Source organism: Zobellella sp. An-6, from assembly GCF_052487945.1.
Window position 1 is genome coordinate 114,919 of sequence record NZ_CP199259.1, and the last position, 26,857, is coordinate 141,775.

General features: G+C 58.6%; 25 protein-coding genes and 1 pseudogene. 18 read left to right on the forward strand and 8 right to left on the reverse strand.

The window, feature by feature from the left end; genetic code table 11:
* The first annotated feature begins 110 nt into the window (after positions 1-110).
* From ACT7DK_RS00510 to ACT7DK_RS00540, 7 genes and pseudogenes are all read left to right on the forward strand, one after another.
* Positions 111-1,703 (forward strand): ABC transporter substrate-binding protein, encoded by a 1,593-nt coding sequence (locus ACT7DK_RS00510; RefSeq protein ID WP_445395264.1) that lies wholly within the window; start codon positions 111-113, stop codon positions 1,701-1,703.
* A 98-nt stretch (positions 1,704-1,801) separates the two neighbouring features.
* Complete coding sequence (locus tag ACT7DK_RS00515; protein ID WP_445395266.1) at positions 1,802-2,812, forward strand: ABC transporter permease subunit; 1,011 nt, start codon at positions 1,802-1,804, stop codon at positions 2,810-2,812.
* Positions 2,813-2,815: 3 nt separating this feature from the next.
* Complete coding sequence (locus ACT7DK_RS00520) at positions 2,816-3,718, forward strand: ABC transporter permease subunit (protein WP_445395268.1); 903 nt, start codon at positions 2,816-2,818, stop codon at positions 3,716-3,718.
* 33 nt (positions 3,719-3,751) lie between these two features.
* Positions 3,752-5,404, forward strand: coding sequence for an ABC transporter ATP-binding protein (locus tag ACT7DK_RS00525; protein WP_445395270.1), 1,653 nt, complete (start codon positions 3,752-3,754; stop codon positions 5,402-5,404).
* 44 nt (positions 5,405-5,448) lie between these two features.
* The gene (locus ACT7DK_RS00530) at positions 5,449-6,675 is read left to right on the forward strand and encodes a M24 family metallopeptidase (protein ID WP_445395272.1); all 1,227 of its coding nucleotides are present in this window, start codon (positions 5,449-5,451) and stop codon (positions 6,673-6,675) included.
* 203 nt (positions 6,676-6,878) lie between these two features.
* Positions 6,879-7,163 (forward strand): group II intron maturase-specific domain-containing protein, encoded by a 285-nt coding sequence (locus ACT7DK_RS00535; protein ID WP_445395274.1) that lies wholly within the window; start codon positions 6,879-6,881, stop codon positions 7,161-7,163.
* Positions 7,164-7,256: 93 nt separating this feature from the next.
* Positions 7,257-7,463: pseudogene (locus ACT7DK_RS00540) on the forward strand (transposase); the annotation flags it as partial.
* 97 nt (positions 7,464-7,560) lie between these two features.
* Here ACT7DK_RS00540 and rsuA read toward each other — a convergent pair.
* From rsuA to yihA, 3 genes are read right to left on the reverse strand one after another with little or no spacing between them, the layout of a single operon-like run.
* Entirely contained in the window at positions 7,561-8,247 is a 687-nt protein-coding gene (rsuA, locus tag ACT7DK_RS00545; protein ID WP_445395276.1) for a 16S rRNA pseudouridine(516) synthase RsuA, read from the reverse strand.
* A 16-nt stretch (positions 8,248-8,263) separates the two neighbouring features.
* Positions 8,264-8,920 carry a GntR family transcriptional regulator gene (locus tag ACT7DK_RS00550; protein ID WP_445395278.1) on the reverse strand — a complete coding sequence of 219 codons (657 nt, stop codon included), beginning with the start codon at positions 8,918-8,920 and terminating at the stop codon, positions 8,264-8,266.
* Between the two features lie 37 nt (positions 8,921-8,957).
* The gene (gene yihA / locus ACT7DK_RS00555) at positions 8,958-9,599 is read right to left on the reverse strand and encodes a ribosome biogenesis GTP-binding protein YihA/YsxC (protein ID WP_445395280.1); all 642 of its coding nucleotides are present in this window, start codon (positions 9,597-9,599) and stop codon (positions 8,958-8,960) included.
* 142 nt (positions 9,600-9,741) lie between these two features.
* On the opposite strand from yihA, the gene ACT7DK_RS00560 reads away from it, so the two are divergent.
* Genes ACT7DK_RS00560 through hemN form a run of 5 tightly spaced genes read left to right on the forward strand, consistent with a single transcriptional unit; the run spans position 9,742 to position 13,458 of the window.
* The gene (locus ACT7DK_RS00560; protein WP_094039418.1) at positions 9,742-10,359 is read left to right on the forward strand and encodes a c-type cytochrome; all 618 of its coding nucleotides are present in this window, start codon (positions 9,742-9,744) and stop codon (positions 10,357-10,359) included.
* 50 nt (positions 10,360-10,409) lie between these two features.
* Positions 10,410-11,072, forward strand: a complete 663-nt coding sequence (locus tag ACT7DK_RS00565) for a class I SAM-dependent methyltransferase (protein WP_096780196.1) — start codon at positions 10,410-10,412, stop codon at positions 11,070-11,072.
* Complete coding sequence (gene yihI / locus ACT7DK_RS00570; protein WP_445395283.1) at positions 11,069-11,617, forward strand: Der GTPase-activating protein YihI; 549 nt, start codon at positions 11,069-11,071, stop codon at positions 11,615-11,617. The genes ACT7DK_RS00565 and yihI overlap by 4 nt, the downstream gene beginning before the upstream one ends.
* Positions 11,614-12,072, forward strand: coding sequence for a DUF2489 domain-containing protein (locus tag ACT7DK_RS00575; RefSeq protein WP_445395285.1), 459 nt, complete (start codon positions 11,614-11,616; stop codon positions 12,070-12,072). The genes yihI and ACT7DK_RS00575 overlap by 4 nt, the downstream gene beginning before the upstream one ends.
* Before the next feature lie 15 nt (positions 12,073-12,087).
* Positions 12,088-13,458 (forward strand): oxygen-independent coproporphyrinogen III oxidase, encoded by a 1,371-nt coding sequence (gene hemN / locus ACT7DK_RS00580; RefSeq protein WP_445395287.1) that lies wholly within the window; start codon positions 12,088-12,090, stop codon positions 13,456-13,458.
* 20 nt (positions 13,459-13,478) lie between these two features.
* Here hemN and ACT7DK_RS00585 read toward each other — a convergent pair whose 3' ends face one another.
* Positions 13,479-14,513, reverse strand: coding sequence for a substrate-binding domain-containing protein (locus tag ACT7DK_RS00585; RefSeq protein ID WP_445395289.1), 1,035 nt, complete (start codon positions 14,511-14,513; stop codon positions 13,479-13,481).
* A gap of 339 nt (positions 14,514-14,852) precedes the next feature.
* Here ACT7DK_RS00585 and ACT7DK_RS00590 point away from each other — a divergent pair, with 339 nt between their 5' ends.
* From ACT7DK_RS00590 to ACT7DK_RS00600, 3 genes are read left to right on the forward strand one after another with little or no spacing between them, the layout of a single operon-like run.
* Entirely contained in the window at positions 14,853-16,211 is a 1,359-nt protein-coding gene (locus tag ACT7DK_RS00590; protein WP_106729745.1) for a uracil-xanthine permease family protein, read from the forward strand.
* A 49-nt stretch (positions 16,212-16,260) separates the two neighbouring features.
* Positions 16,261-17,679 (forward strand): amidohydrolase family protein, encoded by a 1,419-nt coding sequence (locus ACT7DK_RS00595; RefSeq protein WP_445395291.1) that lies wholly within the window; start codon positions 16,261-16,263, stop codon positions 17,677-17,679.
* The gene (locus ACT7DK_RS00600) at positions 17,676-18,383 is read left to right on the forward strand and encodes a sulfite exporter TauE/SafE family protein (protein WP_445395293.1); all 708 of its coding nucleotides are present in this window, start codon (positions 17,676-17,678) and stop codon (positions 18,381-18,383) included. The genes ACT7DK_RS00595 and ACT7DK_RS00600 overlap by 4 nt, the downstream gene beginning before the upstream one ends.
* A gap of 265 nt (positions 18,384-18,648) precedes the next feature.
* Here the strand turns inward: ACT7DK_RS00600 and add are convergent, their stop codons facing one another.
* The 3 genes from add to glnL form a co-directional block, all read right to left on the reverse strand.
* A complete protein-coding gene (gene add, locus ACT7DK_RS00605) occupies positions 18,649-19,653 on the reverse strand; it encodes an adenosine deaminase (RefSeq protein ID WP_445395295.1) in 1,005 nt (334 codons plus the stop codon).
* An 83-nt stretch (positions 19,654-19,736) separates the two neighbouring features.
* On the reverse strand, positions 19,737-21,164 hold the full coding sequence (glnG, locus tag ACT7DK_RS00610; protein ID WP_445395297.1) for a nitrogen regulation protein NR(I): 1,428 nt from the start codon (positions 21,162-21,164) through the stop codon (positions 19,737-19,739).
* Between the two features lie 9 nt (positions 21,165-21,173).
* A complete protein-coding gene (glnL, locus tag ACT7DK_RS00615) occupies positions 21,174-22,211 on the reverse strand; it encodes a nitrogen regulation protein NR(II) (protein ID WP_445395299.1) in 1,038 nt (345 codons plus the stop codon).
* 254 nt (positions 22,212-22,465) lie between these two features.
* On the opposite strand from glnL, the gene slyA reads away from it, so the two are divergent.
* The 3 genes from slyA to ACT7DK_RS00630 all read left to right on the forward strand — a co-directional run bounded on the left by slyA (position 22,466) and on the right by ACT7DK_RS00630 (position 25,238).
* Positions 22,466-22,912 carry a transcriptional regulator SlyA gene (gene slyA / locus ACT7DK_RS00620; protein ID WP_445395301.1) on the forward strand — a complete coding sequence of 149 codons (447 nt, stop codon included), beginning with the start codon at positions 22,466-22,468 and terminating at the stop codon, positions 22,910-22,912.
* Positions 22,913-22,916: 4 nt separating this feature from the next.
* Entirely contained in the window at positions 22,917-23,966 is a 1,050-nt protein-coding gene (locus ACT7DK_RS00625; RefSeq protein WP_445395303.1) for an HlyD family secretion protein, read from the forward strand.
* Between the two features lie 258 nt (positions 23,967-24,224).
* Positions 24,225-25,238, forward strand: a complete 1,014-nt coding sequence (locus ACT7DK_RS00630) for a DUF2955 domain-containing protein (protein ID WP_445395305.1) — start codon at positions 24,225-24,227, stop codon at positions 25,236-25,238.
* Positions 25,239-25,326: 88 nt separating this feature from the next.
* Here ACT7DK_RS00630 and glnA read toward each other — a convergent pair whose 3' ends face one another.
* Positions 25,327-26,736, reverse strand: coding sequence for a glutamate--ammonia ligase (gene glnA / locus ACT7DK_RS00635; protein ID WP_445395307.1), 1,410 nt, complete (start codon positions 26,734-26,736; stop codon positions 25,327-25,329).
* Positions 26,737-26,857 lie beyond the last annotated feature (121 nt).

Genomic DNA, 26,857 nt, shown 5'->3' on the forward strand with positions numbered 1-26,857 from the left:
CGCAAGTTCCTATATGTAAAGGTTATTTGTTTCTTGTTGTTAACGCGTGAACGTTTATTGTCATACGGTTGCTTTTTTATTTCACTGATAAAGATAATAGAGGGATCTAAATGAAAAGGTTATTGGGATTGTCAGTTTTCTCAGCATTTTTTTTATCTACAGGGTCAGCGCACGCTGCAAAAACACTGGTCTATTGCTCGGAAGGTAGTCCGGAAATATTTAATGCTGCCTTGGTGACATCTGGTACAACTCTGGATGCAAGCTCAAGACAAATATATAACAGGCTGGCTGAGTTTGAAACTGGAACTACAAATGTTATTCCTGGTTTGGCCGAGAGTTGGTCGGTAAGTGATGATGGAAAGGAATATACCTTCTTTTTGCGTAAGGGGGTTAAGTTTCATACGACAAAGTATTTTTCACCCAGCCGTGATTTTAATGCAGATGATGTGCTTTTCACCTTTAATAGACAGTTGCAAAAAGAACACCCATATCACACCGTCAATGGAGGGACATATGAGTATTTTGAGGGTATGGGCATGGGGGAACTTATTAAAGATATTGTTAAGGTAGATGACTATACGGTTAAATTCATACTTAACCGGCCTGAATCCCCATTTATCGCCAACCTAGCAATGGACTTTGCATCTATCACATCTGCTGAATATGCGGAGCAGCAAGCGGCGGCTGGTGATAAAGAAACTTATGATCATCTCCCAGTAGGAACTGGCCCCTTTCAGTTTGTGAACTATAAGAAGGATGCAGTAATTCGTTACAAGGCTAATCCCGATTACTTTAAGGGCAAGACGCCAATAGATAAACTGATTTTTGCCATCACACCTGATTCAACAGTCCGTTTTCAAAAGCTGAAGTCCGGTGAGTGTCATGTAACATTGAATCCTAATCCAAATGATTTGGATGAAATGAAGAAAACAGATGGTTTGACGGTGTTGCAGCAGGAAGGCTTGAATGTCGGGTACCTTGCATACAATAATGACAAGCCTCCCTTTAATAACCCAGAGGTAAGGCGTGCTCTCAACATGGCAATTAATAAGAGCGCTATTATTGAATCTGTGTTTAATGGTGTAGCTCAAGTTGCCAAAAACCCCATCCCACCGACCATATGGTCTTACAATGAAAACACTGTTGATGATCGGTATGACCCTGTAGCAGCAAAGACAATTCTAGAAAGTGCAGGCGTCACCAATTTGAAAACGAATATATGGGCCATGCCGGTACAGCGCCCATATAACCCCAATGCTCGACGTATGGCTGAAATGATCCAGGCGGACTGGAAAAAGGTGGGGATAGATGCAGAGATAGTCACCTACGAGTGGGGAGAGTATCTTAAACGCTCCAATAACGGTGAGCATGATACCATATTACTAGGGTGGACTGGTGACAATGGAGATCCAGACAACTTTATGAATGTACTGCTTAGTTGTGAGGCGGCTAAGGCTGGCGCCAATAGAGCTCGGTGGTGTAATGCAGATTTTGACGATCTTTTGATGAAGGCCAAGCAGTCTTCAAATGTCGAGGAACGCACCAAATTATATGAAAAAGCCCAGTTGATATTCAAGGAGGAGGCCCCGTGGGCAACCATAGCACACTCTCTTGTGTCTCAGCCTGTTCGTAATGAAGTGAAGAATTTCAAGATTGATCCCTTAGGTGGAAATTACTTTTACGGTGTAGATCTGAAAGAATAGATTGGTGTCTTTAAGCTCCGTTGTTCTCTGTAGTGACAATGGAGCTGCTTTAATTTTAAATGGGTTCATAATATCCCCTGTTAGGGAGATTGATTACTATGCTTGGTTTTATCTTACGTAAGTTGCTAATAATAATCCCCACATTTATTGGTGTTACGCTGGCTTCATTTTCATTTATTCGCCTTATTCCCGGTGATCCTATTTTGGTTATGGCAGGGGAGCGAGGTGTATCTGCAGAGCGATATGCTGAGCTGGCGGCCAGGTTTGGCTATGATCAACCTTTGTATATTCAGTACTTTGATTATGTTGCTGGTTTGTTACAGGGTGACTTTGGTACGTCATTAATCTCTAAAAAACCTGTGCTGCATGAGTTTTTCTCACTATTTCCTGCCACAGTTGAATTGTCTTTATGTGCGTTATTATTTGCTTTGGCTATAGGTATACCGGCAGGTGTTATTGCTGCAGTAAAAAGGGGATCTATTTTTGATCATGGCCTTATGGCAATATCGCTGACAGGTTTCTCCATGCCTATATTTTGGTGGGCATTACTGTTAATTGTTTTTTTCTCGGGAAACCTTGGCTGGACACCTGTATCCGGTCGTCTTAGTGTCGAGTACTGGGTCGATGATATAACAGGATTCATGTTAATTGACAGCTTACTCAGTGATGAAGAGGGGTCTTTTCGTTCAGCACTTCACCATCTCATTCTTCCTACCATCGCTCTGGGTACCATACCAATGGCTGTTTTTGCTAGGCAGACACGCTCGGCGATGCTGGAAGTGATGGGAGAAGATTATATTAAAACGGCACGAGCAAAAGGGTTAAGCTCGTACCGAATTACTGTCAAACATGCCTTGCGGAATGCACTTATCCCTATCCTTACCGTCATTGGACTATCAGTGGGTGTATTACTTGCGGGAGCTATTCTGACTGAAACTATTTTCTCCTGGCCGGGAATTGGAAAGTGGATGGTCGACTCTGTTTTTCGTCGGGACTACCCAGTCATTCAGGCGGGTTTATTGTTAATCGCTGGAATAATGATGCTTGTCAATCTGAGTGTTGACCTATGTTATGGAATAATTGACCCTAGAATCAGACAGCAGAGATAAAAAATGACTACTTTGACAGCCTCAAGTGAAAATGTAGGATGGAAGTTGTTGGTAATTAACTTCTGGCATCAGTTTAAAAAGAATAAAGGTGCCATGATCGGTCTTTACTTCATGATGGGTATCATGTTGCTGGCGTTGTTTGCCGATCTTATTGCTCCTCATTCTCCTATTGAACAATTTCGTGACCATATATTACTTCCCCCGGCATGGCAGGAGAGGGGAAACTGGAGCTTTATTCTAGGCACTGATGCTGTTGGTCGTGATCAGTTATCTCGACTTATCTTTGGTGCTCGTTACTCTTTTTATATTGGTTTTATTGTTATTGGTATATCCCTTTTTTTCGGTGTGATACTGGGTATCATGGCCGCTTTTTTCAGAGGGTCTATCGATAACCTGATAATGAGAGTAATGGATATACTGTTGGCCTTCCCGAGCCTGCTCTTTGCTCTTGTATTGGTAGCCATACTTGGTCCCAGTTTGACCAATGCTATGATAGCGATTGCCATTACCTATATGCCCCATTTTGTTCGTATATCCAGGGCTCAGGCTATATCAGAGCTTAATAAAGATTATGTTTTAGCTAGTCGTACCATGGGGGCGGGGGTTGGTCGTTTGATGTTTATTAATGTTTTGCCAAATTGTACTGCTCCCCTCATCGTGCAAGCTACATTAAGTTTTTCAACCGCTATTCTGGATGCCGCGGCTTTGGGCTTTCTCGGTATGGGAGCTCAGCCGCCAGCACCAGAGTGGGGTACCATGCTGGCAGACTCAAGGGAATTTATACTTAGTGCTTGGTGGTTGATTACTTTGCCTGGAGTAACAATCCTTGCAACTGTGCTTTCTATTAACCTGATTGGTGATGGCTTGCGAGATGCACTGGATCCTAAGATGAAACGTTCAATTTGAAAAATATCCTAATGACGAAAAGAGAGTGTTGTTATGAGTAAAAAAGCTGTCTTAAGTATACGTGATTTGGATATTGCTCTGCCGAGTGATGCCGATCGTGCCTATGCGGTGGAAAGTGTAAGTTTCGATGTGTTTCCCGGTGAAATTCTCTGTATTGTCGGTGAGTCAGGTTCAGGGAAATCCATGTCCTCCAATGCGATTATGGGGCTGCTCCCTGCTCCTCATGTAAAAGTTGTTCGTGGCAGCATCTTGCTAGAAGATAAAAATTTGTTGGATCTAAGTGAACAGCAGATGCAACAGGTACGTGGCAGCCGCGTTGGCATGATTTTTCAAGAACCGATGACTGCACTTAACCCAGTAATGAAGGTTGGTGAACAACTTGAAGAGGTGCTGCTGGCTCATGGTCGTTACAATCAGATAGAGCGCAAAGAGAAAGTTATCGAAATGCTGAAAGACGTAGGTCTGCCAGAGCCGGATGTGATTGGAAAAAGTTATCCCTTTTCACTTTCTGGCGGTCAGCGTCAACGAGTGATGATTGCAATGGCCCTGGCGTTGGAGCCGGCAATACTAATAGCGGATGAACCCACTACTGCTCTGGATGTGACGACTCAGGCTCAGATACTTAAACTAATAAAAGATCTGCAGGCCAAAAAAGGAATGGGTGTAATTTTTATTACTCATGATTTTGGTGTTGTTGCCGAAATTGCAGATCGAGTTATTGTGATGCAGAAAGGGAAAATGGTTGAAATAGGATCCGCAGAAAAAGTTCTGAATAACCCTCAGCATGAATACACTCGTAAACTTATTTCCTCTGTCCCTAAACTGCAACCAAGAAAAGTAAATGTTGATGAGTCAGAGGTGGTTATTAGTGTTCGAAACCTTTGTAAAACATATACAACCAAAGGCGGTTTTTTTGGAAATCCAGGACGAACTGTTAGTGCATCAAAAAATATATCATTTGATATAATGAAAGGCGAAACATTGGGGCTCGTTGGCGAATCCGGGTCAGGAAAGTCTACCGTCGGGCGCTCTATTATCAGATTACATGATACAGATAGTGGAGAAGTTATATTTAACGGAGAAAATATTCTGGGACTAAGTCCCAAAAAAATGATGCCAATACGCCAGCAAATACAGATGATTTTCCAAGACCCATATGCCTCTTTAAACCCAAGAAGAAAAGTGGGTGACATTTTATCCGAAGGGCCGGTTATTCACGGTGAAAATAAACATTCAGCTTATAATCGAGCAAAAGAATTACTACAGCTGGTGGGCCTGGATGAGTCAGCATTGAAGCGTTATCCCCATGAGTTCTCTGGTGGTCAACGTCAAAGGATTGGCATTGCCAGGGCTTTGGCTATGCAGCCGAAACTTATTATCGCAGATGAGTCTGTTTCGGCGCTGGATGTTTCAGTTCAAGATCAAGTGCTAGAGCTGCTAGATATGATAAAGAAAAAAATGCATTTATCTATGTTGTTTGTTACTCATGATCTACGTATTGCTGCAAAGGTCTGTGATCGAATTGCAGTGATGAAGCTGGGTGAGATAGTTGAATATGGCACTACAGAGGAGGTATTCAACTCACCCAAGCACAGCTATACAAAGTTACTTTTGAGTTCAATACCAGGAAAAAGTTGGGATATGGTTGCATCTTCAGAATGCGAATTTGGCTCTTTTCCTGCTTAGTGTTAACTTTGTATTTTTTAATGAAATTACCATAAGGGTGTTATATGACAATTGGGGTCGGTGGATCTAGCTTCGAATACGAGTTGGATAAATTAAGTGATATGACGGCGGGAGTAGAGCCGATAATTATCGAAGAGTACCAGGCTCGAATAAAAAAGGCCCAGCGTTTGATGCAGGAGCAGGGTATTTCTGTTACTTATATTAATGCAGGCACTAATCTTTATTACTTCACTGGAACTCGCTGGAGTGCCAGTGAGCGCATGGTTGGTGCTTTCCTTCCTGCACAAGGGGAACCGTTCTATATTGCACCTCATTTTGAATTGGATACCTTGAAACAGTTTATGCTGATAAAGGGGGAAGTAATAACGTGGCAAGAGCATGAGTGCCCTTATGCTCGAAGTATTGAAGCCCTCCATTATATGGGTATACATGAAGGTAAGCTAGGAATTGATGAGTCAACGGCGTTCTTCATCAGTAACGGTCTGGATACTCAGGCAAGTGATTTCGAGTTGGTGAGTGCTAAAGACATTACCGCTGGCTGTAGATCGATTAAGTCTTCAGCCGAGATCGCTTTGATGCAGCGGGCCAAGGATATGACGCTGGAGGTACACAAAGCGGTAGCCAGAATATTATATGAAGGCATCAGTACTCAGGAGGTAATAAAATTTATAGATTTGGCTCACCGGAAGGTTGGTGCTCCAGGTGGATCTTATTTCTGTATTGTTTTATTTGGTAAAGACTCCTCATTTCCACATGGTGTAAAGAGCCCCAAAGCACTTGAAAAAAATGATGTGGTACTCATAGATACAGGCTGTCAACTTGAGGGATATATATCCGATATTACACGTACTTATGTTTTTGGTACGCCTAATCAGCGTCAACGAGAAATGTGGGAGCTTGAAAAGTCGGCACAAGAGCATGCCTTTCAGGCTGCTCGTATCGGCGCGCCCTGTGCAGCTGTTGATATTGCTGCCAGAAATTATCTGGCCAGCCAGGGAATGGGACCGGGTTATCAAACTCCGGGTTGCCCTCATAGAACCGGTCATGGGATTGGCCTAGATATCCATGAGTGGCCATATCTTGTTAGGAGTAATCAAACATCACTGGCTGCGGGTATGTGTTTCTCTAATGAACCTATGCTGGTTGTTCCTGATGAGTTTGGTATCCGCTTGGAAGATCATTTCTATATGACCGAAGACGGCCCTAGGTGGTTTACTCAGCCATCGGCATCAATCGATGATCCATTCGGATATGAGCAAGAATTGTCCTGATTATGTAGATTTTTACTTGACAGAGTGAGGGGGACGTAGCCATCCTCATCATATGATTTGGGTGTAGTGACCCCACCGAATTTTAGCAATGCTTCGTTCATTGGGCACAATCAGTCAATGAACGCACCGGCAGTGAGCTGATAGCCATCGACGGCAAGACCTTGCGGGGCCAACCTGCTGCAAGCAGAGATGCGCAAAAGGGTATGATTAAGAAGATAAGGATGCTGGGTATACGAAAGCGAAAAGATTTAAGCCTTACTGATATAGCCAGGTGGATAAATCCAATCATAACCGGTTGGATAAATTACTACGGCTGTTTTTATCGCTCAGAGTTATATAGAGTCTTTCGTCAAATCAACATAGCGTTGGTTTGGTGGGCAAGACATAAGTATAAGAAGCTTCAGCGGCGAAAACGAGGGCAGGAAAATTTATGGATAATATTGCTGATACTCATTGCCACCTGTTCGCGCATTGGCGAGGAGGAATGAAAGGAACGATGGTTTAATGGGGGGCGAACGAGCCCATAGGCTCACGTTCCGTTCTGCGAGGGGCTGTGGGGGAAGTTCCCACGGTCTACTCTCCTGTCAATGAAGGAAGACAACTGCCCCATTTATCGCAAGAATGCCGCCGAAATCCTGGCTGGCTTCCGGCACATGGCGCTGAACATGCTATGTTCTGATACCTCGAAAAAGGCCAGTATCAGGCGAAAACAGAAGATGGCAAGCATGAACAGTGCTTACCTGGAAAAAGTGCTTATTGCCGGGCCAGCATCGCTGGGCAAAAATTAAGCACTCATGCTCTCACCCTGCTATGGTGAGGCAGTTAAAAGTAGGCATAAAATATGACTGTATCAATAGGCTGTGTAATCCTTGGGTTGAACAATGATTACACGGATGCGATTTCTTCCTCAGTCAGATGTCGCCACTGTCCGGGCGCCAAGGTATCGTCCAGTGTGATATGCCCAATCTGCAACCGGTGCAGGCTCACTACCTTGTTGCCGACGGCGGCGAACATGCGCTTCACCTGATGGTATTTGCCTTCCTGTATGGTCAACAGCACCCGGGTGGGGGTGATGACTTCCAAGGTGGCGGGCAGGGTGGCTTTTTCTTCGCCATGGAGCATCAGGCCTGCGGTAAAGCGTTCGGCCACATTCTCTGCCAGTGGTTCGTCCAGATCCACCCGATAGACCTTGCTACAGGCTTTTTTCGGTGAGCGGATGCGGTGTGACCATTGGCCGTCATCGGTCAGCAGCAGCAGACCTGTGGTGTCCACATCCAGACGACCGACACACTGTAATTCCCGTTGCAGCTCCTCGGGCAGCAGTCGTAGTACGCAGGGATAATCTTCGTCCTGGGTGGCGCTGATATAACTGGCGGGTTTGTGCAGCATGATATAGCGGGGAGAGCTCAGCGTGAGTAACTTCCCTTGGTAACGAACCGCCTGCTTGTCAATCTGCATGTCGCCTTTTTTTACTATCACACCGTCTACTTCAACCTGCCCCTTATGGAGGGCCTTCTTGGCAAAAGAGCGGGTCAAATCGGTGGTTTCCGAAAGAAATCTGTCGAGACGCATTACACTTCCAATGTTGTTAGCAACCTTGTTGCTGTTGATGTAATAGGGCAACAATATCATCAGCTGCCGCGAGGATGTGGCGGCCCAGCAGAGCGCAGGCTGCCGGTATGTCGCCTGCCCGGCACAGCTCCAGTAATTCCCGGTGCTCTGCCTCTGCTTTTGCTACGCCGGCGGCATGCAACAGATGAATACGTATGTAACGGTCTGACTGGGTATTCAACTGAGTTATCAGCGCCATGGTTTCCGGCTTGTCTGCCGGAGCGTATAAGGCCCGATGGAAAGCAAAATTATAATCGCTCCAATGATCGATACGGCTGGAGGTATCGAGCATATGATCCAGCTCGACCAGCATAGCTTCAGCATTATCGAGTTGCTCCGTGGTCATCCTGGGGATGGCTGCAGCAAGGATATGGCATTCGAGCAATACCCGTAACTCGAACAGTTCCAGGATCTTGGGGGCTGACAGCTCGGTGGCGTAGGCACCCTTGTGGGCCTCGAATTCCACCAGGCCTTCCGCCTCCAGGGTAAGCAAGGCTTCCCGGACCGGTATCCGGCTGACGTTGAATTCCTTTGCCAAGGCATCCTGGCGCAGGGCCGAGCCGCCTTTTATTTCGCCGCGCAGAATTTTGGTTCTGATGGCGTCGGCCACAAATTGCGTTCTGGTTTTGTGCATATCATTCCTGGCAAAGGTAGTGTCGATAGGGTGGTGATTATGCTTGCTCGTCTGTGGGCATGATTTCATTATCGCCCTGCAGCAGCCATTCGGTGAGGACTTCCCTGGCCCGGTCGACGCCGGTGCCCTTGAGGGAGCTGAACGCTTCCACCCGGATGTTGCCGCCGAACACGGCCACCGCTTCGCGCACCTTGAGCACTTCCGCCTTGCGGGCGCCGGACTTGAGCTTGTCGCACTTGGTTAGCAGCGCCAGCACCGGCAGTCCGGAGTCGCTGGCCCACTGCAGCAGTTGCTGGTCGATGTCCTTCAGCGGATGGCGGATGTCCATCAGCACCACCAGGCCCTTGAGGCTGTCCCTTTTCTGCAGGTATTCCGACAGCGCCGCCTGCCACTTCAGCTTCATCTCTTCCGGCACCTTGGCGTAGCCGTAGCCGGGCAGGTCGATCAGCCGCTTGCCTTCGCTCAGCTCGAACACGTTGATCAGCTGGGTGCGGCCCGGGGTTTTACTGGTCCGTGCCAGGCTTTTCTGCTGGGTGATGGTGTTGAGGGCGGACGATTTGCCGGCGTTGGAGCGACCGGCAAAGGCTATCTCTACGCCGGTGTCGGCCGGCATCTGGTTGATGTTGGGCGCGCTGGTAATAAAGCGGGCGGTATTAAAATTTATCTGCTTGTTATCCAATATGAAATCCCCGGGGTTCTGAACCCGCCTTGCTTACTTTCTCGCAAAATCGTGTAGAATGGTGCCGTTTTTTAAGTCGCATTGTAACATGCCCTCGCCGGTATGTGATCTGGAAGCTCTTACAACGAGAAGTCGGAACGTCATGAAAAAAATTGTTTTCACGCTAGCCTTAATGCTCGGAGTGGTCGGCACAGCGCAGGCCCAGGGCGATGCCGAAGCCGGCAAAGCCAAAGCCGCCACCTGTGTGGCCTGTCATGGTAACGATGGCAACAGCCCGACCGATATGTACCCTAAAATCGCCGGTCAGCACGCTTCCTACCTGGAAAAGCAGCTGGTTGAATTCAAGGCCGCCGCCACCGGTGGTGTGGGCCGTGCCAACGCCATCATGGCCGGCATGGTGATGGGCCTGTCCGAGCAGGACATGGCCGACCTGGCCGCCTACTACGCCAGCGAAGCCATTACCCCGGTCGCCACCCCCGAAGAGGTGATCGAGGCCGGTGAGGCCCTGTACCGCGGTGGCGACCTGGAGCGCGGCATTACCGCCTGCATCGCCTGCCACAGCCCGCGCGGCGAGGGCCTGGAGTCCGCCAAGTTCCCGCGCCTGTCCGGCCAGCACCCGGCCTACATCAAGGCCCAGTTGCAAGCCTTCCGCAGCGGCGAGCGCGACAACGATCCCAACGGCATGATGCGCGACATCGCCAAGAAGCTGACCGACGCAGACATCGAAGTCCTGTCCCAGTACGTGGCGGGCCTGCGCTAAGCGCTTATCATCCAGGGGGGCCCGTGCCCCCCGGTTTTTCCGGTTCCTGCATGTCCGTTCGGTCGCAAGACGTTTCCTGCCCCCTCTGTGAGCATCCCCATACCTTTCCCTTCTGGGAGGACAAACAGCGCCGTTATGCCCGCTGCGAACGCTGCCGGCTGATCTTCGTCGAGCCTGGCTACCGGCTGGACGCGGCGGCGGAAAAAGCCATCTACGATCGGCATGAGAACCGGGTGGACGATGCCGGTTACCGGCGCTTTCTGAGCCGGCTGGCCGCCCCCCTGGTGGAGCGGCTCAGGCCCGGAAGCACCGGGCTGGACTTTGGTTGCGGGCCGGGGCCGGCCCTGGCCGCCATGCTGTACGAGGCGGGCTTTGCCACCACCACCTATGATCCCTACTATGCGGATTATCCCGAGCGGTTGGCGCAATGTTACGACTTTGTCACCTGTACCGAGGCGATAGAGCACTTTTACCAACCGGGGCGGGAATGGCGGCAACTGCTGGCCATGCTCGCACCCGGCGGCTGGCTGGGGCTGATGACCAAGCTGGCCCGCGACCAGGCGGCCTTCGCCAACTGGCATTACAAACAGGATCCCACCCATGTCAGCTTTTTCAGCCGGGACACCTTTCTCTGGCTGGCGGCACGGGACGGGCTCGGCATCGAATTCATCGGTGCCGATGTGATACTTCTGCACAAACCGGAGTCTGTATGACACGTATGAAAAAGACCCGCACCCCGGGTCAACTCGGTGCCCGCAAGGAAAGTCGGGAAAATGCCGAGCAAAGCAGGGAGCGCAAGCGCAAGGCCAAGCGCAAGGGGCTGGCCCCCGGCTCCCGCCACAATCAGGGCGGTGAATCCGGTGGCGGCGGTGCCGCCAGGGTGCAGAAGGATCCGCGCCTGGGCTCCAAAAAACCGGTGGCGTTGATCAAGGACGAGGCCAAGGCGGCGGCGGTCGCCAAGGTGGGAGTCGCGAGACCTAAGGCCCTGACTCCGGAGCAGGAACTGGAGCAACTGGAGAATAACGAGCGGCTCAACGCCCTGCTGGATCGGGTCGATGCCGGCGAAAAATTAGGCAAGGACGACGCGGCCTGGCTGGATCAGACCCTGGCCCGCCATCAGCAGCTGCTGGAGCAGCTCGGCCTGCTCGACGACGAGGACGAGGACGAGGAGCCGGAAGAAGGCGACGATCTCTGGATCCGCTTTATGGACGCGGACCTTGATCCCGCGCAATACCAGGATAAGGAAGATAAGTCATGATCTCACCCTGGCTGATGGCCGCCCTGTTGGGCGGCGTCATCATAGTGGGTCTGGCGGTGTACGCGGGAATCCTGCTGGCCCGGCTGAAGCAGCAGACGCAAAAGCGCGAACAGGCCATCCACCGGCGCAACAAGCGCATTCTCGACAGCATCCGGACCATCGCCATGGCGGTGCGCGACGATCAGTGCAACCTGTCGGAAGGGGCCATTCGCCTGACCAACCTGCTCAACACCCTGCAATTCAGCCGGCCGAAGGATTTTGCCCAGGACTATCCCGGCCTCTACGATCTCTATGACAGGGTCAAGGAGATGCCGACCCACGAGGCGCGCAAGCAGCTCAAGCGCAACGAACGCATGCGCCAGGATCTGCAGCGCGCTGGTTTCGAACAGGAGCTTGAGGCTCAGATAAAAATTGAGGTCGAACGGCTGGCCAGCCTGGAGCTGCCCGGTCGCTGACCCGGGGAGGAGGCAATGTCAGCAAGCATCGAGTGGGATCAGTCCCTCATCGAGAAATACAACTATTCGGGGCCCAGGTACACGTCCTACCCCACGGCCCTGGAATTCAACGAATCCTTCGGCATGGCCGAGTTCGAGGCCGCCGCCGGGCGCTATCCGGAACGGCCCCTGTCGCTCTACGTGCACGTGCCCTTCTGCCACAAGCTGTGCTACTACTGCGGCTGCAACAAGGTGATCACCCGCCACCAGGGCAAGGCCGACGTCTACCTGGACTACCTGGAGCGGGAAGTCGAGCGCCTGGCGCCTCTGTTCGCCGGCCGCACCGTGACCCAGCTGCACTGGGGCGGCGGCACCCCCACCTTTCTCACCGAACCGCAAATCCGCCGGCTGAACGGCCTGCTGCGCCGCCATTTCCGCTTCGCCGGGCGGGGCGAGTTCAGCATCGAGATCGACCCGCGGGAAATCGAACTGTCGGTGCTGGAGGTACTGAAGGAAGAAGGCTTCAACCGCATCAGCCTGGGGGTACAGGACTTCGACAAGGCGGTGCAGAAGGTGGTGAACCGGGAGCAGGACAACGACTTTATCAAGGCCCTGGTCAAACGCGCGGCCGAACTCGGCTTCGAGTCCACCAACCTGGACCTGATCTACGGCCTGCCGCTGCAGACCCCGGCCAGCTTCCGCCATACCCTGGAGCAGGTGGCGGCCATGAAGCCGGCCCGGCTGTCGGTGTTCAACTACGCCCACCTGCCCAGCCGCTTCGCCGCCCAGCGCAAGCTGAACGAGGCGGACATGCCCAGGCCCGCCCAGAAGCTGGCCATGCTGCAGGACACCATAGGCTACCTCACCGGCCAGGGCTACCAGTTTATCGGCATGGACCACTTCGCCCTGCCGGACGACAGCCTGGCGGTGGCCCAGCGCCGGGGCGAGCTGCACCGCAACTTCCAGGGTTACACCACCCAGGGCGACTGCGACCTGCTGGGGCTGGGGGTGTCCGCCATCAGCATGATCGGCGACGCCTATTCCCAGAACCACAAGGATCTCAAGCGCTACTACGGCCGGCTCGACCAGCTGGGCCACGCCCAGACGGTGGGCTATGCCCTGAACCAGGACGACCGGCTGCGCCGGGATCTGATCAAGACCCTGATCTGCAACTTCGAGCTGGAGGTCGCGCCCCTGGAGCGGACATACGGCATCCGCTTCGCCGACTACTTCGCCGAGGATATCGCGCTGCTGCAGACCTTCGTGGACGACGGCCTGGTGACGGTGGAGCCGGACGCCATCCGGGTGGCACCCAAGGGCCGGCTGCTGATCCGCAACATCTGCATGTGCTTCGACGTCCACCTGCGCCGCCAGGCCCGGATGCAGCAGTTCTCCCGGGTGATCTGAGCGGGAGGGGCGCCGACGGCTCAAGCATTATCGGACGAGGCCCTGACGATCAGCTCCGGGCTGGGGCCACGGACGATATCCGGGGCCGCCTTGCCGTTGATGTGCGCCAGCAGCAGGGAAATGGCCCGTGCCGACACTTCTTCCAGGTGCAGGTTGACCGCGGTCAGTGGCGGCTGGCACTTCTGTGCCCGCAGGCCGTCGTAGCGGGTGACCACCCTCACCTCTGCCGGCACCCTACGGCCGGCCTGTTGCAGCGCCCGGATGGCGCCCACGGCGAAGGCATCCACCGGGGCGCAGATGGCGTCCAGCGACGGGTGTTCGGCCAGCAGCCGGCGGCAGGCCTCGGCGCCGGCCTCTTCGCCGCCGGCTTCCTCGGCCTTGGCGATCAGGCAGGGCAGGCCGCGGGCGGCGGTGAAGTCGCGGTAGGCCTGCTCCACGTCCACGTAGGAGTGGCGCCGCTGCTGGCCGATCAGCAGGGCGATGTGGCGGGCCCCCTGGGCCGCCAGGTGTTCCAGCAACAGCCGGCCGGTGGCTCCGGCCTGCAGGTCCACGTAGGGCAGGGGGGGATCCGCTTCCGGCTGGCGGCCGATGGACACCACCGTGATGCCGCGCCGCCGCAGCTGGGTGACCTGGGGATCCTGGGCCACCGGCTCTATGATGATGGCGCCGTCCACGTCCAGCTCGTCCAGCAGCCCCCTGGCTTCCGCCAGCGGCGGCACCAGCACCAGGGCCAGGCCCTGCTTCAGTGCCGCCTCCGCCGCGGTGGCGGCGATTTCCATCATAAAGCCCAGGCGGGAAGGGCCGCCGGCCACCGCGAAGGGCATGGAGGAGAGCAGGGCGATGGAGTTGGTGCGGCCGGTGCGCAGACGCTGGGCCCGCAGGTTGGGGCTATAGCCCAGCAGGCGGGCCACGTCCTTGACCCGGGCCCGGGTCTGGGGATCCACCTGCCCCCGGTCGTTGAGGGCGTGGGAGACGGTGGTGCGGGACACGCCCGCCGCCTCGGCGACATCGGCGATGGTGAGGCGGCGCGGGCCGCCGTGTTTGGCTGAACTCATGGGGCCTCTGGGGGCTTATCGCGTATGCCGTCGAGTATACCCCCGGCCCCGGCCGGGAACCAAATCGATTCGGGTGCCGGCCCCGTCTCGGCCGGCCTGGCGAAAAAACCGGCTTGACAGGGAGCAGAACCTGGAATAACTTTTAACCAAATCGATTTGGGATTGTCGGTTGAGCGACCAAATCGATTCATCTCTGGAAACGTTGGCGAGAGATGGGAACCCGCGCCGGACATCATGGCGACGGGTTGTTTTTTATCCATCACCCAAATCGATTTGGGGGTGAGAGCAAGGAGCCGCCGGTACCCGCTGCCGGCGGCATATGGATGCAAGGAGAAGATCATGTCGGAAGTACACAAGGACGTCACCGCCCCGGTCGACGAAAAGCTGCCCCTGAAGACGCTGCTGGCGTTCGGATTGCAGCATGTATTGGTGATGGCGGCCTCGCCCATCGCCTCGGTGTTCCTGATGGCCACGGCGCTGGATTTTCCCCCGGAGCTGACCATCAATCTGCTGAGCGCCACTTTTATCATCTGCGGTATCGGCACCCTGCTGCAGTCCATCGGCTGGCGCGGCTTCGGCGCCCGGCTGCCGTTCATCATGCTGCCGGGCGGCGCGCCCATAGTGCTGTTCATCCTCATCGCCCAGCAGACCGACGTGGCCACCGCCTCGGGGGCGGTGATCCTGACGGCGCTGTTCTATTTCCTGGTGTTGCCCGTGTTCAAGAAGTTTTTGCGCTTCTTCCCCTCGGTGGTGGTGGGCACCATGCTGTTGCTGGTGGCCATCAACCTGGTGAAGATCTCGGGCTTCCTGATCGTCGGCAAGCCCGGCACCGAGGGCTTCGCCGCCCCGCTCAACCTGCTGCTGGCCTTCGCCACCATCGGCTTTACCGTGCTGTTCGCCCGGGTGCTGAGCGGCATGATGGGCCAGCTGGCGATCCTGCTGGGCCTGCTGGGCGGTACCCTGATGGCGGTGCTGTTCGGCGCCTTCCATGTCGAGCACCTGTCGCTGTTTCCCCTGTTCAGCCTGCCGTCGCTGCTGCCCTTCGGCATGCCCAAGTTCGATCTGCTGGCCTCGCTGCCGCTGATGATCTTCTGCATCATCTCCATGGTGGAGGCCACCGGCCAGACCATCGCCATCGGCGAGGTGGTGGACAAGAAGCTGGACCCGGAGAACGACGTGGCCAAGACCATCCGCGGCGACGCCGCCGTGTCCCTGCTCGGCGGTCTGTTCGGCACCTCGCTGATCATCACCAGCGGCGAGAACATCGGCGTGGTGCGGGCCACCGGCATCCGCTCCCGCTACGTCACCCTGGTCTCCGGCCTGATGCTGATCCTGTTCGCCCTGCTCGCGCCCCTGGCGCGGGTGATCCACGGCGTGCCCGAGGCGGTGGTCGGCGGTACCGGCCTGGTGGTGTTCGCCATCGTCGGCACCATGGGCATCGACATGCTGCGGCGGGTCGATCTGCGCCAGCATGCCAACATGTACGTGGTGTCGGTGGCGCTGGCGGTGGGCCTGTTTCCGATACTGGTGCCCGGCGTCTACAGCCAGTTCCCCTCCGGGCTGGCCTCCCTGCTGGGCAACGGCGTCGCCATGGGCGCCATCACCGCCGCCCTGATGAATGCCCTGTTCCACTACCTGGGCAAGGGGCCGGCGCCGGTCGCCGCGGCCGAAGACCACTCCCGGCTGCAGAGCCGCTGATCTACCCGGGCAGGCCTCGCGGCCTGCCCCAGCCAATAAAAGGACCATCATGAAGACGCAACTCAATCCCTCCCAGTTCGAACAACGCTGCCTGCTGGCGCCCGACTGGCTGCTGCTGGCGGACGGCCCGGTACGGGAGTACGCCATCCTGCTGGACGGTGAGCGCTTCGGCGCCGTCGGCCCCCTGGCCGAGCTGCAGGCGGCCCATCCGGAGCTGGCGGTGACCGCCCTGCCCGGCAAGCTGATCATGCCCGGTTTCGTCGATACCCACCACCACCTGACCCAGGCCTTCGGCAAGGCGCTGGTGTTCGGCGAGCCGTCGGAGATCTTCCGCCGGGTGTGGGTGCCCATGGAATCCGGCCTGAGCCCGGACATCCTCTACCTGACCGCCAAGCTGGCGGCGCTGGAGGCCCTGCGCGGTGGCTTCACCACCGTCTGCGACGCCGGCACCCGGGCCAGCGAGGGGCTGGACGCCATCGCCCGCGCCACCACCGAGGCGGGGCTGCGCTGCGTGCTGGGGCTGGTGTGCAACGACAGGCGTGGCAGCGAGGAACTGGCACCGGGGCCGATACTGGCGCGGGCCGAGCAACATATCGCCGGCTGGCAGGGCCAGCCGCTGGTGACCCCCTCGCTGGCCGTGCCCATCCCGGAGATCGCCACCGATGCCATGCTGCACCGGGTGTCGGCGCTCTGCGCCGAGGCCGGCATCCTGTTCCAGACCCACGTCAACGAACACCTGGTGGCGGTGGAGCGCTCCCTGGAGCAGCGCGGCCTGCGCCCGGTGGAGCACCTGCACCGGGCCGGGGCCCTGGGGCCCCAGGCGCTGCTCGCCCACGCCACCCTGCTCACCCCCGACGAGCTGATGCTGCTGCGCGACTCCGACAGCGCGGTCAGCTACAACCCGGTGGCCAGCGCCTGGAAGGGCAACGCCGTGGCCCAGGCCCAGCTGATGCACAGCCTGGGGATCCGCCTCGGCCTGGGTACCGACGGCACCCGCAGCGACGGCTTCCGGCTGCTGGACTACGCCGAGGCGGCCCAGCGTTTCGCCTTCGGCCTGGCGGTGGGGGACTCCTCCTGCGGCGGCGGCTGGCCCTGGCTGGAGCAGGGCACCCGTGGCGGAGCCAGGGTGCTGGGACTGAACACCGGCGAGATCGCGCCCGGCCGGGCGGCCGACTTCCTGCTGGTGGACCTGGAGGTGCCCGAACTGCTGCCGTCCTGGGACCTGTGCTGGGAGCTGGTGCGGCTGGCCAACCGGGATCAGATCCTGGGGGTGTTCGTGGCCGGCCGCCTGCGGCTGTGGCAGGGCTGGCCGCTGGACTGGGACGCCCGGGCCCTGATGCGGGAGGTGGACGAGCACGCCAAGGCGGTGGTGGCGCGGGCGCCGATCCAGAAAATCCATCCCGACTCGGGCCGGCACCGGCGGCAGTGGGAGGCGCAACGCCCGGGCCCCGGCGGACGCGCGTCATGAGCCCGGATGTTTTCGCCTGGGTCGCCCTGGCGGTGGCGGCGGGCGCCTTTGTCCAGGGCGCCACCGGCATGGGCTTTGCCCTGGTGGTGGCGCCGGTGCTGGGGTTGCTGGCGCCGGCGTTGCTGCCGATCAGCCTGCTGGTGCTGATGTTGCCGCTCAATGCCCTGATCGCCTGGCGGGAGCGCCACGCCATCGACCTGCGGGGCACCAAGTGGATATCCCTGGGCCGGGTGCTGGGCACCTTCGGCGGGCTCTGGGTGCTGGTGGTGCTGCCCCTGAACCAGCTCAACATCCTGATCGGGGTGTCCACCATAGCGGCGGTGTTGGTCAGCTGGCTGGCGCCGGCCTTTGCGCCGGGGCGCAAGGCCTTCGTGTCCACCGGGGTGATCACCGGCATCACCGAAACCGCCACCGGCATCGGCGGGCCGCCCCTGGCCCTGGTGTACCAGCATATGCCGGTGGCGACCCTGCGCGCCTCGGTGGCCCTGTGTTTTTTGATCGGCGAGCTGGTCTCGCTGCTGGTGCTGGCGCTCGACGGCCGGCTGCAGGCCGAACTGCTGCTGCCGGTGGGCTGGATGTTGCCGGCGCTGGCGGTGGGGCTGATCCTGAGTCAGCTGGTGCACCGCACCATCAACGCCCGTTTCCTGCGCCAGTTCGTGCTGGTGTTCGCCCTGGTATCGGGCGTCCTGGTGCTGTGGCAGTAAGATAAAGTCGTCTTTTCACTGGTATGAGCCGGCCAAAGGGCCAACTCCGCCGACACGCTTCAAGTACATCCCTGTATCGCTCGGCACATGCCGTCCATGGCATGTGACGGTCGGTGGAGCTGTTCCCTTTGTCCGTCTGTTTTGGTATGGGTGTTGCTTATTTAGGTAAGCTCACAGTTTTGTCAGTAGTCTGAAAGGCCTTGCCCGACGGGCAAGGCCGTTGCGGTCCGAAGCGTCGGCTAACTGGGCCTTTACTCTGCGGTTGTCACTCCCGATCGGCGCTGGCGGTGAGCAGGGCGGCCCTTTCCGCGGGGCTGATAAAGGCCATCTGCAGGGCGTTTTCCTGGCACTGGCGGGTCTGGGCGGCACTGAGGCCGGCGCGGGCCGCGGCATCGGTGTATTCGTGGCGCAGCTCTATACCTTCCACCGCCGGATCGTCGGTGTTGAGGCAGGCGAGCACGCCCTTTGCCAGGAAGCGGTGGATGGGATGGGCGGCGATATCCGCCACCGTGCTGGTCTGCAGGTTGGAGGTGAGGCAGGATTCGATGCCGATGCGGTGTTCGGCCAGGTAGTCGAGCAGGCGTTCGTCCTCCACCGCCTTGACGCCGTGGCCGATGCGCTCGGCGCCCAGCTCGCGGATGGCCTGCCAGATGCTGTCGCTGCCGGCCGCCTCGCCGGCATGCACCGTGATGCGCAGGCCGGCGTCCCGCACCCGTTTGAAGTGGTCGTTGAACAGTTCGCCGGGAAAGCCCAGCTCGTCACCGGCCAGATCCATCGCCACCAGCTTGTCCTTATGGGCCAGGCAGGCGGCCAGCTCCCGCTCGCAGGCGGCCTGGCCGAAGGTGCGGCTCATGATGCCGATCAGTTTCACCGGAATGCCGAAGTCGCGCTGGCCGGCGGCCACCCCGTCGATCACCGCTTCCACCACCCCCTGGGGATCCAGGTTGTGGCTCATGGCCATGTAGCCGGGGCTGAAGCGCAGCTCGGCGTAATCGATGCCGGCGGTCTGCAGATCCTCGACGTTCTCGTAGGCGACCCGGCGGCAGGCGTCGTAGCTGCCCAGCACCTTGACGCCCCAGTCCAGCTTGGCGAGGAAGGACACCAGATCCGGGGCGTTGTCCAGCACCTGCACATGGGGGCGCAGCCCTTCCAGAGTGGTGGCGGGCAGCACCATGTTGAAGGCCTGGCCCAGATCGAGAATGGTGGCGGGCCTGATGTTGCCGTCCAGGTGGCGGTGCAGGTCGAGCAGGGGCAGGCTGGGATCTATCATGGCGTCTTCCTTATCTGGTCAGTGACCCTTGCCGGGACCGCCGGGGCGGCCATCGGCAAGGGTCAACGGGGATTAACTGAATGCTAATCCTCTACCAGGCTGTCGTCACCATGCAACTCTTTTAACTTCCGGGTCAAGGTATTGCGGCCCCAGCCCAGCAGTCGGGCCGCCTCCTGCTTGTGGCCCTGGGTGTGGGCGAGGGCGCAGTCGAGCAGGATGCGCTCGAACTCGGGCTGGGCGTCGGCCAGCAGATCCTGCTTGCCCTTGGCCAGGGACTGCCGGGCCCAGTCCTGCAAGGCCTGGCGCCAGTCCTGGCTGCCGGCGTCCCTTTCCTTCTCCCGCTCCTTCTGCATCAGCTCCGGCGGCAGGTCGGCGATCAGCACCTCCTGGCCCGAGGCCATCACCGTCAGCCAGCGGCAGACGTTTTCCAGCTGGCGCACGTTGCCCGGCCAGGACAGGGACTGCAGGTAGACCTGGGTGTCCGGGTGCAGGCTCTTGGCCTCCACCGCCAGCTCCTTGGCGGCCCGGCCCAGGAAATGGCGGGCCAGCTTGGGGATGTCTTCACGGCGATCCTTCAGCGCCGGCATATGGATGCGGATCACGTTGAGCCGGTGGAACAGGTCTTCGCGGAAGTCGCCGTCTTCTACCTTCTTCTCCAGATCCTGGTGGGTGGCGGCGATGATGCGCACGTCCACCTTGATCGGCTGGTGGCCGCCCACCCGGTAGAACTGGCCGTCGGCCAGCACCCTGAGCAGCCGGGTCTGGATATCCAGCGGCATGTCGCCGATCTCGTCGAGGAAGAGGGTGCCGCCGTCGGCCTGCTCGAAGCGGCCCTGGCGCACGCTGTTGGCGCCGGTGAAGGCGCCCTTCTCGTGACCGAACAGTTCCGATTCGATCAGATCCTTGGGGATGGCGGCCATGTTCAGCGCGATAAAGGGATTCTGGGCCCGCGGACTGTGCTTGTGCAGGGCGTGGGCCACCAGCTCCTTGCCGGTGCCGCTCTGGCCGTTGATCAGCACCGAGATGGAGGAGCGGGCCAGGCGGCCGATGGCGCGGAACACCTCCTGCATCGCCTGGGCCTCGCCGATGATCTCGGGGGTGCTGAGGCTGTCCACCAGCGGGGCCTTGTCCTTGCTCCTGCTCTCCTTGAGGTGGGCCACGGCCCGCTGTACCAGGGCCACGGCGTCGTCGATGTCGAACGGCTTGGGCAGGTACTCGAAGGCACCGTGCTGGTAGGCGCTGACCGCGCTGTCCAGATCGGAGTGGGCGGTCATGATGATGATCGGCAGCTGCGGGGCTTGTTTGTGGATGGCGTTGAGCAGGGTCAGGCCGTCCATGCCGCCCATGCGGATGTCGGACACCACCACACTCGGCTTGCCCTGAGGCAGGGCCGCCAGCACGCTTTCTCCGTCGGCAAAACTCTGGCAGCGGAAACCCGCCTGGCCCAGCGCCCGCTCCAAAACCCAGCGGATAGAGCTGTCGTCATCGACTATCCATACCAGTTCAGCCATAAAGGTCTCCTATCGTCGTAACGGCAGATAGATAATAAATTCGGTGTGTCCGGGGCGGCTGTGGCTCTCGATCCGCCCCTTGTGTTGGTGGATCAGATCCTGGGCGATGGACAGCCCCAGGCCGGTGCCGCCCTCCTTGCCCGTGACCATGGGGTAGAACAGGGTGTCGCGCAGCTGCTCGGGGATGCCGGGGCCGTCGTCGATGATGCGGATCTCGGCCGCCAGCCGGTAACGGCGCCCCTGCAGCATCACCTGGAAGGCGGTGCGGGTCCGGATCTGGATATGACCCCTGTCGCCCAGGGCCTCGGCGGCGTTGCGCACTATGTTGAGGAAGGCCTGCTGCAACTGCTCCGGATCCATCTCGAAGTCGGGAATGCTGGGGTCGTAGTCGCGGCTGAGCTTGATGTCCTGGGGGATTTCCATCGCCACCAGCTGGCGTACCTGCTCCAGCACCGAGTGCAGGTTGGTGATCTGGCGCAGACCGGGGCGCTGCGGACCCAGCAGCCGGTCCACCAGGTTGCGCAGCCGGTCCGCCTGGGCGATGATCAGCTGGGTGAACTCCTTGAGCTCCTCCTGAGCCAGCTCCCGTTCCAGCAGTTGGGCCGCGCCGCGCAGTCCGCCGAGGGGGTTCTTGATCTCGTGGGCCAGGCCGCGCACCAGCTCCCGGGCCGCCTGTTGCTGGGCCCGCTGCTGCAGCTCCTGGCTGATCTTCTTCTGCTGATCGATAAGGCGCAGCTCGATCAGCGCCATGGTCTTGCCTTCGAGGCTGAAGGGGCTGACGCTGACATCGACCCAGCGCGGGGCGCCGTCGATCACCAGCTGCACCTCGCTGTCGGTAAAACCCTGCTCGCTCTCGATGCAGCGCTTGATGCGGCGGGTATCGAGGGAAATGTCCTCCACCACCTGATCGAGCTGCGCCTCCTGCAGCCGGCGCTTGCTCAGGGTGAGCAGCTGCTCGGCGGCGGTATTGGCGAAGTGCACCAGCAGGTTGCCGTCGACCACCAGCACGGCGGTCAGCAGGTTGTCGATGATCGTCTTGGTGCTCATCTGGGATTCCAACACCCTCTTGCCCTCGCTTCGGTGAGTTGCACCATGATAGTGCATAAATTCTATCCTATCCGGCTCGCCTTGCCGCCTGATGGTGCGTGCTGAGCGGCATGCTCCGCGCCGGTGCACCTAGATCAAGCTTACTGCATTAAACACTGCAAGAAGCTTGCCGACTTGAAAAAGTATGGAAAATGCCTTGAGCGATTTAGTTAGCGAGAGCATAATTAGCATGCTAATTAATTATCGAGGTGATTATGAAAACCTTAGGGATGGCGCTGGCCTGCCTGGTGCGGCAATGGCGCTGGGTGAACGACGAACGGCTCAAGCCCCTGGGGCTGACCCAGAGCCGCTGGATCACCCTCTCTTACCTCAAGCTGGAAGACGGCATACTGCAGCACCAGCTGGCGCGGCGGGTGGGGGTGGAGCAGCCCTCCCTGGTGCGCACCCTGGACGGGCTGGAGCAGATGGGGCTGGTGGAGCGCCGGCCCTGCCCCAGCGATCGGCGGGGCAAGCGGGTCTACCTCACCGCCGCGGCCGGCCCCGTGCTGGCGCAGATGGACGAGGTGCTGGACGAAACCCGCCGGCAGGTGCTGGCCGGCCTCAGCGAGCAGGAAATACGGGAGTTCAACCGGATGATTGAGCACCTCACCCAGAATCTGCAAGGGATCGGCAAGGACATTTCCGCAGCAACGACGGGGTAAGCCAGTGACGCCGGAGCAAAGTTTCAGCCGTTGGGTCCGGGTGGCCCTGGGCATTTTTATCCTCGCTTTCGGCTACTTCGTGCTGGCCGACAACTATGCCCCCATGACGCCCCGGGCCCAGGTGCAGCGCTATGTGGTGCCGGTGGCGCCGAGGGTGGCGGGCCAGGTCAGCCGGGTGTGGGTCGAAAACAACCAGCCGGTGGCGGCCGGCGATCTGCTGTTCGAGTTGGACGACAGCGACTACCGGCTGGCGCTGGAGCGGACCGAGCTGGCCCTGGGGCTGGCGGAGACCGAGCGGGAGCGGCAGCGGGCCGCGGTGCGGGCGGCCGGATCCCTGCTCGAGCAGCAACGGCTGCAGGCGCAGGAGCTGGAACGGGAAGCGGCGCGACTGGGACGGTTGCGGCGGGATGGCCATCTGTCGGTCCAGCAGCTGGAGCAGGCCCAGAACCTGGCGGCCCAGGCCCAGAGCGGGTTGGCGTCCGCCGAGGCCCGGCTGCAGGAGGCCCGCCAAGGGGCACGGGCGGCTGAGGTCGGCTTGCGCCAGGCGGAAAACGCCCGGGCCCAGGCGCGGCTGGCGCTTTCCCGCACCCGGGTGAGGGCGGAACTGGCGGGGCGAATCGGCAACCTGCAGCTGAAGGAGGGCATTTTTGCCCAGGCCGGCAGCCCGCTGCTGGCGCTGGTGTCGGAGCAGGCCTGGGTGATCGCGGATCTGCGCGAGAAGAGCCTGCGCCACGTTGCCGCCGGCACCCCGGTAGGCATCGTGTTCGACGCATTGCCCGGCGAGGTGTTCCGCGGCCATGTCGAGAGCATCGACAGCGGGGTGCGGGAGGGCCAGCAGGCGGCCGACGGTCAGCTGGCCCAGCCGGTGAGTTCGGACCGCTGGGTACGGGATGCGCAGCGGTTGCGCATACAGATCGGCCTGGATGCTCCCCTGCCGGCCCTGGCCACCGGCGCCAAGGCCACGGTGCAGCTGTTCCCGGCCAACAACTGGCTGTTCCGTGCCATGGGCCGGATCCAGCTGTGGCTGGCGAGCCAGTTGCGCTATCTCTACTAGAGCACCATATAGTTTAAAACTTAGGCAACACCTTTCCTCTTTGTCGGAGGCTTCGATGGCTTCTGACGAGGTGTAGGTTGTCGGCCAAAGCGCACAGCTCCTCCGGTACGCCGTAAGCCCATCCATGGGGGCTCCGCCGCGCCCTCCCTGGCGCGGAGGGCCGGCGGAGGTGGCCCTGTTGACTCTTCTCTACGTTGCAACAGACAACAAATAGCCAATTGGTCGATTTTTAAACTGAACGGTGCTCTAGGAGGAGCGATGGAACTGAGCGGAGACAGGCTGCGCGGCTGCCTGCGCATCGCCTTCGGCAGCGTCGCCGGCATGCTGGTGGCCAAGGTGATGGGCTGGAACTTCGGGGTCTTCTTCACCGTCTATCCCATGCTGTTGCTGGGCATGGTGCCGGTGCTGAACCGCTTTGTGGTGCTGCAGTTCGTCGGTTCGGCCCTGCTGAGTTCGCTGGAGATCATGCTGTTGCCGGGCCTGCTCGGGCACTGGCCGCCGGCCTATACGGCCGTGGTGTTCTGCCTCTTTTTGGGGCGTTTCCTGCTGATGGCCAGGGGGCCGCTGATGCTGTTCGGCGCCTCGGGCTGCGTCAGCCTGAGCATCATGCTGCACTTCGCCAGCTACCGGCAGTTCGATCTGGCGGACATGGCGGCGAGCAACATCGTGGCCGCGCTGCTGTCGGTGGCGCTGGCCTATGTGGCCTACGCCCTGTTGCCCAACCGGGCGCCGCCCCAGCCCAGGGCGCTGCCCGCCAAGAGCGACAATGTCATCCGCCACCAGGCGTTGCTGGGCGCGACGGTGGCGACCCTGAGCTTTGTGGTGTTCCAGAGCGTCGATCTGGTGGACTCCCTCTCGGCCCAGGTGGCGACGGTGCTGATCCTCTTTCCCATGAGCTTCGCCGGGGCGGTGCAGTCCGGCCGCTTGCGTTGCGCCGGCACCCTGCTCGGTTGCGCCCTGGGCATGCTGTTCCAGCTGCTGCTCTACGACCATTACCACAACCTGTTGCTGCTGGGGCTGGCGTTCTGGATCTGCGCCATGCTGTTCGCCCGGCTGCACGCCCGGGAGCCGATGCCGGGCGTCGGCTTCGCCGGCCTCACTACCATCGGCATCCTGTTCGGCCAGTACGTGACCCCCGAGCACGATCTCATGTTCAGCGCCCTCTACCGCTTTACTTCCATGACGGTGGCCATATTGCTGACCCTGTGCTGCATCTATTTGGTGCACAAGCTGCTGAACCTGTTTCCTTCGACCCGGCACCAGGTTCTGTGAGCCGTAAGCGGAAAGCTTGAAGCTGGAAGTAAAAACAAAAAAGGCCCGGTTTCCCGGGCCCTTTGACTTCCAGCTTATCGCTTCAAGCTTACACGGAGTAGTACAGGTCGAACTCCAGCGGGTGCACGGCCATGTTGAGCATCTCGGTCTCTTTGCGCTTCAGCTTGATGTAGGCATCGATGAACTCGTCGCTGAATACGCCGCCACGGGTCAGGAACTCGCGGTCCTTGTCCAGGCAGTCCAGGGCCTGATCCAGGGAGGTGGCCACGGTCGGGATCTCGGCGGCTTCTTCGGCCGGCAGATCGTACAGGTCCTTGTCCATGGCATCGCCCGGGTGGATCTTGTTCTGGATACCGTCCAGGCCGGCCATCAGCAGGGCGGCGAAGGCCAGGTAGGGGTTGGCGGCCGGATCCGGGAAGCGGGTCTCGATACGACGGGCCTTGGGTGAACCCACCAGCGGGATACGGATGGAAGCGGAGCGGTTGCGGGCGGAGTAGGCCAGCATGACCGGGGCTTCGAAGCCGGGCACCAGACGCTTGTAGGAGTTGGTGGACGGGTTGGTGATGGCATTCAGGGCACGGGCGTGCTTGATGATACCGCCGATGTAGTACAGGGCCAGTTCGGACAGGCCGCCGTACAGGTCGCCGGAGAACAGGTTTTCACCGTTCTTGGCCAGGGACTGGTGCACGTGCATGCCGGAACCGTTGTCGCCGACCAGGGGCTTGGGCATGAAAGTCGCGGTCTTGTTGAAGGCGTGAGCCACGTTGTGAACCACGTACTTGTAGATCTGGATTTCGTCGGCCTTCAGGGTCAGGGTGTTGAACTTGCAGGCGATTTCGTTCTGACCGGCGGTGGCCACCTCGTGGTGGTGCGCTTCGACCACCAGGCCCATCTCTTCCATGATCAGACACATGGCGGAGCGGATGTCCTGGGAGGAGTCAACCGGGGCAACCGGGAAGTAGCCGCCCTTCACGCCCGGACGGTGGGCCTTGTTGCCTTCTTCGTAGTCGCGACCGGAGTTCCACTTGGCTTCCACGTCGTCGATCTTGAAGAAGCTGCCGGACATGTCGGTGCTGAAACGCACGTCGTCAAACAGGAAGAATTCGGGCTCGGGACCGATCAGCACGGTGTCGGCAATGCCGGTGGACACCAGGTATTCCTCGGCGCGGCGGGCGATGGAACGCGGGTCACGGTCGTAGCCCTGCATGGTGGACGGCTCGAGCACGTCGCAGCGGATGTTCAGGGTGGCATCTTCGGTGAAGGGGTCCATCACGGCGGTGGAGGGATCCGGCATCAGCACCATGTCAGACTCGTTGATGGTCTTCCAGCCGCCGATGGAGGAGCCATCGAACATTTTGCCGTCTTCAAAGAAATCTTCGTTGATCTGGTTGACCGGAATGCTCACGTGCTGCTCTTTACCCTTGGTATCGGTAAAGCGCAGATCGATGAATTTGACATCGTGTTCCTTGATCATGGCCAGTACGTTTTCTGCTGACATGGATTTCGACCTCCAAAAATAATCATCCTAGGGTCTGATGAACAAATTCATCAGTTGCCAAAATACAAAGCGAAAACTGTGCCAAAATGCCAAATGCTTGTCACAGTTGTGTTTTATTCTG